The following is a 12,238-nucleotide window of genomic DNA, read 5'->3' as shown; positions in this document are numbered from 1 at the left end:
CGCGTTCGTGCCACTGCACCGGCTGCCGGTCACCCCGAGCGGCAAACTGGACCGGGCCGCCCTGCCCGCCCCCGACTTCGCGGCCCTGACCACCGGCACCCGGCCCCGGGACGCCCGCGAGGAGGTGCTCTGCGCGCTCTACGCGGAGGTGCTCGGGCTGCCCGAGGTCGGCGTCGACGACGACTTCTTCGCCCTCGGCGGCGACAGCATCGTCTCGATCCAGCTGGTGATCCGGGCCCGGCAGGCCGGCCTGGTGATCACCCCGCGTCAGGTCTTCCAGCGGCGTACCGTCGCCGAACTGGCTCCGGCGGCCGAGCCGCTGCCCCGGGCGAGCGAGGACGACCCCCGGGCCGGGGTCGGCGAGTTCGGCCTGACCCCGATCATGCGCTGGCTGGACGAGTGCGGCGGGCCGATCGACGCGTTCAGCCAGTGGCTGGCGGTCCGGGTGCCCGCCGAGGCGACCGCCGAGCGGCTGACCGCCGCCCTGCAAACGGTGATCGACCGGCACGACGTGCTGCGATCCCGGCTGGTCCGGGCCACGGCGGACGCGCCCGGCCGGCTCGTGGTGTCGGCGCCGGGCACGGTACCGGCGGCGGACCGGCTGCGCCGGATCGACGCCGGAGGGCTGACCGACGAGGCGCTGCGGGACCGGATCGAGGCCGCCGCCGAGTCCGCCGGTGCCGGGCTGGCGCCCGAGGCCGGGGTGATGGTCCAGGCGGTCTGGCTCGACGCCGGCCGAGAGCGGACCGGCCGCCTGGTCGTGATCGTGCAGCACGTGGTCGTCGACGGAGTGTCCTGGCGGATCCTGCTGCCGGACCTGGCGGCGGCCTGGGCCGATGTCACCGCCGGTCGGCCACCTCGGCTCGACCCGGTCGGCACGCCGCTGCGGCGCTGGTCCGAGCTGCTCGACGCCGACGCGGCGTCGCCGGACCGGCTGGCCGAACTTCCGCTGTGGATGGAGATGCTCCGCGGCCCCGACCCGGCGCTGGCGGACCGTCCGCTGGATCCGGTCGGCGATCTCGGCACCGTCCGCCGGCTGACCCTGCGGCTGCCGGTCGAGCGGACCGCGCCGCTGCTCACCACGATTCCGTCGGCGTTCCATGCCGGGGTGAACGACGTGCTGCTCACCGCGCTCGCGCTGGCGCTGGCCGACTGGCGGCGCCGCCGGGGGACCGGAGAACCGGTGCCCGCGCTGGTGGCGCTGGAGGGACACGGTCGGGAGGAACAGGTCGCCGACCGGATCGACCTGTCCCGTACGGTCGGCTGGTTCACCAGCATCTTCCCGGTCCGGCTGGACCCCGGACCGATCGACCTGGACCGGGCACTGGCCGGTGGCCCGGACGCCGGCCGGGCACTGAAGCGGATCAAGGAGCGGCTGCGGGCCATCCCCGACCACGGTCTCGGGTACGGGCTGCTCCGGCACCTCAACCCCGACACCGCCGCCGTACTCGCCGAACTGCCCGGACCACAGCTCAGTTTCAACTACCTCGGCCGGTTCGGGGTGGACTCCTCGGCGGACGGCTGCTGGACCGCACTGCCCGGGATGGGCCTGCTCGCCGGAGGTTTCGACGCGGGAATGCCGGTGGCGCCGTACACCCTGGAGGTGAACGCCTTCACCGAGGACCATCCGGACGGGCCGGGGCTGGGCGTGACCTGGGCCTGGCCGGACGCGCTGCTCCGGGAGGCCGACGTACGCGAGCTGGCGCAGGGCTGGTTCGCCGCGCTCGACGCCCTGACCCGGCACGCCGCGCAGCCGGGAGCCGGCGGACCCACCCCGTCGGACTTTCCGCTGCTGGAGCTGGACCAGGACGACGTCGACGAGTTGGTCGGCAACGGCACGCCGATCGCCGACCTGCTGCCCCTGACCCCGCTCCAGGAGGGCCTGTTCTTCCACGCCGTCGCCACCGGACCGGACCGGGATCCGTACCGGGTTCAGCAGGTGATCGAGCTACGCGGCCCGCTCGACGCCGCCGCGCTGCGCCGGGCCGGGCAGGACGTGCTGGACCGGCACGCACCACTGCGGACCGGCTTCCCCCAACTCGCCGACGGACGGCCGATCCAACTCGTCGCCGACCGGATCATCCTGCCCTGGCGCGAGGTCGACCTGACCGGGTACGCCGACGAGGCACAGGTCGCCGAGTTCGAGGCGCTCGCCGCCGCCGAGCGGGCCGTTCCGTTCGACCTCACCCGCCCGCCGCTGCTGCGCTGCGTACTGGTCCAGCGCGAGCGGGACCGGCACACGCTGCTGCTCACCCACCACCACATCGTCACCGACGGCTGGTCGGCCGGGGTGACCCTGCGGGACCTGCTCGCCCGGTACGCCCCGACGGACGAGCCGGCCCGACTCGCCCCGGTCACCCCGTACCGGCGCTACCTCGAATGGCTCGCCGGCCGCGACCGGGCGGCGGCCCAGAACGCCTGGCGTACCGCGCTCGCCGGCCTGTACGGCCCGACCCGACTCGGCGGCGAGTCCGGGCCCGGAGCTGATGAGGCCACGACCGGGGCCGGGGGCCTGTTCCAGCCCGAGCGGGCCGAGGTGATCCTGTCGCCGGCCGTGGCCACCGGTCTCACCGGCGCGGCCCGGGCCGCCGGACTGACCGTGGGCAGCATCGTGCACGCCGCCTGGGCGATCGTGCTGGGCCGACGCGCCGGCCGGCGGGACGTCGTGTTCGGCAGCACCGTCTCCGGTCGACCGGCCGAACTGGACGGGGTCGAGTCCATGGTCGGGTTGTTCATCAACACCCTGCCGGTCCGGCTGCGCTGGAACCCGTCCGAGCCCCTGGTCGACCTGGTCACCCGGCTCCAGCGGGAGCAGTCCGAACTGCTCGACCACCAGCACCTCGGTCTACCGGCGATCCAGCGCCTGGCCGGTGGCGGTGAGCTGTTCGACACCCTGGTCGTGGTGGAGAACTACCCGGCCGACCCCGCCGGACGGAACCGGGCCGACGGCCTGGAACTCGCCGGGGTCGAGTTCCGGGAGGCCACCCACTATCCGGTCACCCTGCTGGTGTCGCCGACCGGTCACCCCGACCTCACCATCGAGTACGACCCGGACCGGATCGACCCCGGAACGGTCCACCAGCTCAGGGCCGGGCTCACCGAGATCCTCGGCACCGTCGTCACCGAGCCGACCCGTCCGGTCGGGCGGATCGACCTGCTGCCGGCCGCCGAGCGCGCCTCGGCGCTGGCCGCACTGACCGGTCCGATCGCGCCGGTACCGTCGCTGACCCTCGGCGGTGCGGTGGCCGCGCAGGCGGCCCGTACCCCGGACGCGGTAGCGCTGATCGACGGCGAGCGGCAGATCTCGTACGCCGAGTTGGACGGTTGGGCCGGTGCGGTCGCCCGACGACTGACCGAGCGCGGAATCCGGCCGGAGGAGATCGTCGCGGTGGCCGTGCCCCGCTCGGCGGAACTGGTGGTGGCACTCCTCGGCGTGCTCCGGGCGGGCGGCACCTACCTCCCACTGGACCTCGGGCATCCCCGGGACCGGCTCGCCGCCGTACTGGCCGACTCCGGCGCCCGGGCGATCCTCTCCACGGCGGACGCGATGACCCACCTACCCCACCCGGCCGCCGTCCCCCTCCTGCTCGTCCCTGCGGTAAGGAAGGGCCCCTTCTTATCGCATTCTGTAGAAGAAGGGTCCCTTCCTAACGCACTGTCTCCCACCCCCGTCGACCCCGAGCAGGGCGCGTATCTGATCTACACGTCGGGGTCGACGGGGCGGCCGAAGGGGGTGCTGGTCAGCCACCGGGCGATCGTCAACCAGTTGGCCTGGTCGCAGCGGCGGTTCGGACTCGGCACCGACGACCGGATGCTGCAACTGGCACCGGCGGCCTTCGACACCTCCGTGTGGGAGATCTTCTGGCCGCTGTACGCCGGTGCCGCGGTCGTCCTGCCCGAGGCGGACGCCGCCGGGGACCCGGCCCGGCTCGCCGAGTTGATCCGCCGGCACCGGGTCAGCACGGTGACGTTCGTACCGTCGATGGTCGAGGCGTTCCTGCTCGCCGACGAGGTCACCGCCGATCCGGGCTGGGCGGCCACCCTGCGCTGGGTCTCCAGCGGCGGCGAGACGCTGACTCCGGAACTCGCCCGGCGCTGGCACGCCCTGACCGGCACCGCGCTGGACAACTTCTACGGGCCGACCGAGGCGGCGGTGCAGGTGACGTGGTGGGCGAACGACGGTGGCGCCGACCGGACCGTGCCGATCGGCCGACCGGTGGCGAACACCCGGCTGTACGTCCTCGACGACTGCCTCCACCCGGTTCCGGCCGGCGTACCCGGCGAGTTGTACGTCGCCGGGGCGCAGCTCGGGCAGGGGTACCACCGCCGCCCGGGGCTGACCGCCGAGCGCTTCGTCGCCGATCCGTACGGTAGGCCGGGGCAGCGGATGTACCGGACCGGTGATCTGGTGCGGCGGCGTGCCGACGGCGTACTGGAGTACGTCGGTCGGACCGATCAGCAGGTCAAGATCCGTGGTCACCGGATCGACCTGGGCGAGATCGAGACCGTGCTGCGGGACGTAGCCGGTGTCGCCCAGGCGGCCGTGCTCGCCCGCACCGACGGATCGGGCCGGTCCCGGCTGGTCGGCTATCTGGTGCCGGCGGCCGGTACCCGGTTGGATGTTCAAGCGGTCCGGGCGGCGGTGTCCGCGGTGCTGCCCGAGCCGATGGTGCCGAGCGGGCTCGTGGTAATCGAGGCGTTGCCGCTGACCCCCAGCGGCAAACTCGACCGCGCCGCACTGCCCGCGCCGGACGGTCCGGCTACCTCGCGGGACGGTGTCGCGCCGGGCGGTGTCGCGCCGGGCCATGTCGCGTCGGGCCATGTCGCGCCGGGCGGTGTCGCGCCGGGCCATGCCGCGTCGGGCGGTGTCGTGTCGGGCGGTGTCGCGGCGGGGCCGGGAGCCGGTGCCGAGCGGGTGCTGCGCGAGGTCTTCGCGGCGGTGCTCGGAGTGCCCGAGGTCGGCGTCGACCAGGACTTCTTCGCGCTCGGCGGTGACAGCATCCTCTCCATCGCGGTGTCCAGCCGGGCCCGACGGCAGGGGTTGGAGATCGCGCCCGGGGACGTGCTCCGGCACCGGACACCACGGGTACTCGCCGAGGCGGCCGTCGCCGCCGACCGGGCTCGCGCCGTGACCGCGTCACCGTCGGCGGATGCCGAAGCGGATGCCGTAGTGGGTGCCGTAGCGGGCGCTGTCGCCGCGTCGCCGGCCGGCGCTGGCGCCGTCGCTGCCGTCGCCGGGCCTGCCGTGGCGGCTGCTCCGGTGCCGGTGTCGCCCGCCGTTTCCGGCGAGGTCGTACCCGCCACCGACGGGGTGGGCGACGTACCACTGCTGCCCATCGTGCACTGGCTGCGGGAGACCGGTCTGCCGATCGACCGGTTCACCCTCACCACCCTGCTCGTCGTACCGGCGGAAGCGGGGCTCGGCGCGCTGACCGAGGCGTTGCAGGCGGTGCTCGACCACCACGACGGGCTCCGGCTCCGGCTGCGGCGGATCGCGTCGGTGCTCTGGTCACTGGAGACGACCCCTACCGGTACGATCCGCGCCGCCGATCTGGTACGCCGGGTCGACGTGACCGGACTATCGGACGCGGACGTACGCACACTGCTGACCGCCGAGTCCACCGCCGCCACCGACCGGCTTGCGCCCGACGGTGGAACGATGCTCCAGGCGGTGTGGTTCGACGCCGGTGACCGGCCCGGTCGGCTGCTGCTCGCCGCCCATCATCTCGTGGTCGACGGTGTCTCCTGGCGAATCCTCTTCGAGGACCTGGCCGCAGCCTGGACGGCCGTGGCGGCCGACCGTCCCCCGCGACTCGTCCCGGTGGGCACGTCGCTGCGCCGCTTCGCCCGGGTGCTCGGCGAGCAGGCGCACGAGCCGGAGCGGTTGGCCGAACTGGCGTACTGGGCCGAAACGCTGGCCCCGGGCGCGGAACCGCTGTCGCCGAGCACACTGCCGGCCGGGCCGCCACCCAGCGGACCACCGGCTCGTCAGCACGTCGTACGGCTCGACCCGGTGGAGACGGCGCCACTGCTCACCGTCGTACCGGCGGCGGTCGACGGTGACGTGACCGCAGTGCTGCTCGCCGCCCTCCGGCTCGCGGTGACCCGGTGGCAGCGGCGGAACGGCCGGGACGGCGACGCCGAACTGCTCGTCGACCTCGAACGACACGGTCGGGAGGACCTGCGGCCCGACCTCGACCTGTCCCGTACGGTCGGCTGGTTCACCAGCGTGCAGCCGGTACGGTTGCCCACCGGCGGTGACCCGGTCGACGTCCTGCGGGCGGTCGGGGCGCGGTTGCGGGCGGTACCGGACCGTGGACTCGGGTACGGCATGTTGCGGCACCTCAACGCACAGGCGGCGCCGATCCTCGCCGGTCTCGCCTCGGCCCAGGTGCTGTTCCACTACTATGGCCGGTTCCCCGGTGGAACGGGTGCGGACTGGACGCCCGCCCCGGAGTCCGACGCCATCGCCACCGTCAACGGCGGGCTGGACCTGGCCCACCTGCTCCAGGTCGACGCGGTCAGCACGGAGACTCCCACCGGGCCGGAGTTGACCGCCACCTGGACGTGGCCCGACGGGTTGCTCGCCCAACGGGACGTCACCGAACTCAGCGCCGAGTGGATCGCCGCGCTACGCCAGCTCACCGCCGCGATCCCCGGCCCGCATGCCGCGATCCCCGGCCCGCATGCCGCGATCCCCGGCCCGCATGCCGCGATCTCCGATCCGCATGCCGCGATCTCCGATCCCCATGCCGCGATCTCCGATCCGCGTGCCGCGATCCCCGGCCCGGTCACGTCGACCGTCGAGTTGGACGGCACGGTCGCCGGGCTGAGTCTGAGTCGGGACGAGATCGACCGGATCGCGCGGACCAGCCCCGTTCCGGTGGCGGAGATCTGGCCGCTCTCGCCGTTGCAGGAGGGGCTGTACTTCCACGCCAGCTACGACACCGCCGCCCGCGACGTCTACACCGCGCAGGACGCCTTCGACCTCGACCACCGGCTCGATCTGGACCGGCTGCGCCGGGCTGGTGCCGCTCTGCTGGCCCGCAACCCGAGCATGCGGGCCGGTTTCACCAGCGAGGGGCTGTCTCAGCCGGTGCAGTTCATCGGAGTGGCGCCCGAACTGCCGGTGACCGAGGTGGACCTCCGCGGACTCGACCCGGAGCGCCAGCGGGCCCGGATGATTGAGCTGATGGCAGCCGACCGCCGCCGCCGATTCGATCTGACCAGCCCGCCGCTGTGCCGGCTGCTGCTCCTCCGGCTCGGCGACGACCGCGACCGGCTGATCGTCAGTCATCACCTGGTGCTCTGGGACGGCTGGTCCGAGGAACTGTTCGTGGAGCAGCTTTTCACGCTCTACGAGCGGGACGGCGACGACCGGGATCTGCCGCCGGCCGGGTCGTACCGGGACCATCTCGACTGGATCGCCGCCCAGGACGCCGAGCGCGCCGGCCGGGCCTGGCGGGACGCGCTCGCCGGGCTCGACGAGCCGACCCTGGTCGCACCCGGCGCGACCCTGGCGCCGGTGGTCCCGGAACGCCGCCGTACCCGGCTACCGACGGTGCTGGGCGAACGGCTGCGCGGCCTGGCCCGCCGGCACGGGCTCACCCTCAACACGGTGCTCAGCGCGGCCTGGGGCCTGGTGCTGGGTGGACACCTCGGCCGGACCGACGTGGTCTACGGAATGACGGTCGCCGGACGACACGGCGACATCCCGCACGTGGAGAACATCATCGGCCTGTTCCTCAACACCGTTCCGGTACGGGTCAGCGCCGACCCCGCCGAGTCGGTGCTCGGCCTGCTGCGCCGGCTACAGGAGCGGCGGATCGAACTGATGCCGCACGACCACCTCGGGCTCGGCGCGGTGCAGCGGGCGACCGGGCACGCCCGGCTCTTCGACACGCTCTACGTGTTGCAGAACTTCGTCGACGAGGGGGAGTCGGCCCGGCTCCGGGACCGGCACGGGATCACCGCGGTGGACGGGGTGGACGCCACCCACTACCCGCTGACCCTGGTGGTCACCCCGGCGGAACGGATCCGGGTCGCACTCGACCACCGTCCCGACGTGGTACCCGGTCCGGTGGCGCAGGCTCTGCTCGACCGGTTCGTCAGCCTGCTGGTGCGGCTGGTCGCCGATCCGGAGACCCTGGTCGGCCGGCTCGACCTGCTCACCGAGGCCGAACGTGGCGAGTTGACGCAGGAGTGGGACCGTACCCGGCACGAGGTCGGCCTCGAATCGGTGGCGGACCTGCTGGCCGCCCAGGCGGCCCGTACTCCGGACGAGGTCGCGTTGGTCAACGCCGGCCAGACCCTGACGTACGCCGAGTTGGACGCCTGGATCAACCGGCTGGCCCGGCTGCTGGTGGCTCGGGGCGCCGGCCCGGAGCGGGTCGTGGCGCTCGCGTTGCCGCGTTCGATCGAGATGGTGGTGGCGCTGTTCGCCGTGTTGCGGACCGGGGCCGCGTACCTGCCGCTCGAGCTGGACCATCCCGTCGAGCGGCTGGCGTTCGTGCTCGGCGACACCGAGCCGATGTGCCTGCTGTCGGTGGCGTCGGTGCAGCCGTCCCTGCCGGAGACGGCCGCCGAGGTGCTGCTGCTGGACGATCCGGCGGTGCGCGCGGAGCTGGCCGAGCTGTCCGGAGCCGAACTCGGCGACGCCGAGCTGCCGGCCGGGTTCGGCCGGACCGTTCCGGAGCGGTTGTCCCACCCCGCCTACCTGATCTACACCTCCGGCTCGACCGGCCGGCCCAAGGGTGTGGTGACTCCGTACCGGGGGCTGACGAACATGCAGCTCAACCACCGGGAGGCCATCTTCGACCCGACGGTGGCGGCGGCCGGTGGGCGACGGCTTCGGATCGCGCACACCGTCTCGTTCGCCTTCGACATGTCCTGGGAGGAACTGCTCTGGCTGGTCGAGGGGCACGAGGTGCACGTCTGCGACGAGGACTTGCGTCGGGACGCGTCGGCGCTGGTCGCCTACTGTGACCGGCACCGGATCGACGTCGTCAACGTCACGCCCAGCTATGCCCACCACCTGATCGAGGAGGGGCTGCTCGACCGGGACGACGACACCGACAGAACCGGGCCGGGCGACGGAACCGGGCCGGGCGACGATACCGGGCCGGGCGACGGAACCGGGGACGCCGGGTCGACCGGCCGGCACCGGCCGGTGCTGGTGCTGCTCGGCGGTGAGGCGGTCGCCGAGGCGGTCTGGACCCGCCTGCGGGACACCGACGGCACGCTCGGGTACAACCTGTACGGGCCGACCGAGTACACGATCAACACGCTCGGCGGCGGCACCACGGACAGTGCCACTCCGACCGTCGGCCGGGCGATCTGGAACACCCGCGCCTACGTGTTGGACGCGCACCTGCGGCCGACGCCGCCCGGTGCGCCGGGTGAGCTGTACATCGGCGGGATCGGGCTGGCCCGTGGCTACCACCGGCGGTACGCGTTGACCGCGCATCGCTTCGTCGCCGACCCGTACGGTGCGCCGGGGGAGCGGATGTACCGCACCGGTGACCTGGTGCGGAGCCGGCCGGACGGGAACCTTGACTTCCTCGGGCGCACCGACGACCAGGTGAAGATCCGGGGCTACCGGATCGAGTTGGGCGAGATCGAGGCGGCGCTGGCCGAGCACCCCCGGGTGGCGCACGCCGCCGTGCTGGTGGACTCGTCTGCCGAGGGCGGCGTACGTCGGCTCGCCGGCTACGTCGTACGCGGTGCACAGTGGACGGAGTCGGACGACGACGTCGTACTGGGCACGGTGCGGACACATCTGTTGCGGCGACTGCCCGACTACATGGTGCCGGCGGCGCTGGTGCCACTGGACCGGCTGCCGCTGACCGTCAACGGCAAGCTCGACGTGGCGGCGCTGCCGGCCCCGACCGTACGGACCGGCACGACCCGCCGGCCACCGAGGTCGAACCGGGAGGAGGTGCTGTGCGCCCTCTTCGCCGAACTGCTCGGTGCGCCGGACGTCGGTGTCGACGACAACTTCTTCGACCTCGGCGGTCACTCCCTGCTGGCCATCCGGCTGATCAGCCGGGCCCGGGTGGCGCTCGGCGCCGAGCTGGCGATCCGGGACCTGTTCGAGGCGCCGACCGTTGCCGAACTGGCCGAGCGGCTCCCCGAGCCACCCGGCGCGGACGCGGCGACCGGGAGTGGACGGGACAGCGCCGGACGGGACAGTGCCGCACCGGGCAGCGCCGGACCGGGGAGCGCCGGACCGGGCAGCGCCGCACCGGGGAGCGCCGGACCGGGCAGCGCCGCACCGGGGAGCGCCGGACCGGGTAGTCGGTCCGCACCCGTGCGGGCCGAACTGGTGCCGACCGAGCGTCCCGCCGAACTGCCGCTCTCCTTCGCCCAGCAGCGACTCTGGATGATCCAGCAGCTGGCCACCGAGTCGCCGGCCTACAACTTCCCGATCACGGTACGGCTGCGCGGGGCGCTGGACGTCCCGGCGCTGCGTGCCGCCCTCGCCGACCTGACGGGCCGGCACGAGACGCTGCGGACGGTCTTCGGGGAACGGGACGGTCTGCCGTTCCAGCGGGTGGTTCCGGTCGCCGACGCCCGGCCGGTGCTGGAGAGCGTTCCCGCCGTCCCGGCCGAGGTGGCCGGGCTCGTCCGGAACGCCGTACGGCGCCCGTTCGACCTGACCACCGAGCTGCCCCTGCGGGCCACGCTTCTCGCGATCGACCACACCGGCACCGCCGTCCGGGCCGAAGCCGGGGCAACGGCCGACGAGCACGTGCTGGTGCTGCTGTTGCACCACATCGCCACCGACGAGTGGTCGGACCGGCCATTCCTGCGCGACCTCGGCACGGCGTACGCGGCCCGGTCGGCGGGACGGGCGCCGGACTGGCCGCCCCTGCCGGTCCAGTACGCCGACTACACCCTCTGGCAGCGTCGACTGCTCGGCGATCCGGCGGACCCGGCCAGCCTGGCCGCCCGGCAGCTCGACTACTGGCGTACGGCCCTGCGCGGGGCACCGGAGGAGCTGGTCCTGCCGACCGACCGGGCCCGCTCGGGCCAGCCGGATCCGTCCGGTGCGGAACTGTCCGTCGAGCTGCCCGCCGAGGTCGGCGCGGCGCTGCGTCGACTCGCCCGGAGCACCGGCACCAGTCTGTTCATGGTGGTACACGCGCTGGTGGCGGCGCTGCTGCACCGCCTCGGCGCCGGTACGGACATTCCGCTCGGGGCGCCGATCGCCGGCCGGGGCGACGCGGCCCTCGACGACCTGGTCGGGTTCTTCGTCAACACGCTCGTGCTCCGGGCTGACCTGTCCGGCGATCCGACCTTCACCGAACTGCTCGCCCGGGTCCGGGAGACCGACCTGGCCGCGTTCTCCCACCAGGAGGTGCCGTTCGAGGCCGTGGTGGAGGCGGTCAACCCGGCCCGTTCGGCGTCCCGCAATCCGCTCTTCCAGGTGATGGTGGTGCACCGGAACCGGGCCGACGACTGGTCCGGCCTCGCCGGCCTGACCGTCGTCGACGAGCCGGTCGAGACTCCGGCCGCGAAGTTCGACCTGGTTTTCGACATCGCGGAGGGCGTGGCGGATGCCGAGCACCCCGACGCCGGGCCGGCGGACGACGAGCGGCTGACCTGCCTGCTCAAGTACCGCACCGACCTTTTCGACCGGAGCACTGTCGAGCTGCTCGGCGCCCGGCTGCGCCGGCTCGCCACGGCGGTCGCCGCCGATCCGGGACTGCGGCTGAGCCGGGTCGACGTCTTCGTCGACGACGAGCGGACCCGGGTGCTGCGGGACTTCAACGCGACCGGGCGGGAGGTGCCGGAGGAGACCCTACCGGCGCTGTTCGCCCGCCGGGCCGCGCAGACCCCGGACGCGGTCGCGCTGGTCGACCGCGAGCGGACGATGTCGTACGCCCAGTTGGACGCCGAGGCGGCCCGGATGGCGGGGCTGCTGACGGCGTACGGGATCGGGCCGGAGACGGTGGTCGGGGTGGCGGTGCCGCGCTCGGCCGAGACGGTGGCCGTGGTGCTCGGCGTGCTCCGGCTCGGTGCCGCATTCCTGCCGCTGGATCTCGGCCATCCGGCCGACCGGTTGGCGTTCATGGTCGCCGACTCCGGCGCCCGTGTGGTGGTGACCACCCCGGCGGCCGCCGAGCGGCTGCCGGAGCTGGCCGGCGTGTCCCGGCTGCTGGCGACCCCGACGGGGCCCGAGCCGGTACCGGTCGGAGGACCGGCGGCAGACGAATCGGCGGGGGACGAACGGGCG

The 12,238-nt window shown here is 73.8% G+C and carries 1 protein-coding gene; it reads left to right on the top strand.

Features of this window, described 5'->3' with window-relative positions:
* On the top strand, nt 1–12,238 hold a 12,238-nt coding region (locus I0C86_RS33490; protein ID WP_196205314.1), incomplete at both ends, for a non-ribosomal peptide synthetase.

The sequence above is a fragment of the Plantactinospora alkalitolerans genome (genome assembly GCF_015690345.1).
In the GTDB taxonomy this organism is placed as follows: Bacteria; Actinomycetota; Actinomycetes; order Mycobacteriales; family Micromonosporaceae; genus Plantactinospora; species Plantactinospora alkalitolerans.
The sequence above is the reverse complement of the archived record's forward strand: the minus strand, read 5'-3'. Positions and strand labels throughout refer to the sequence as shown.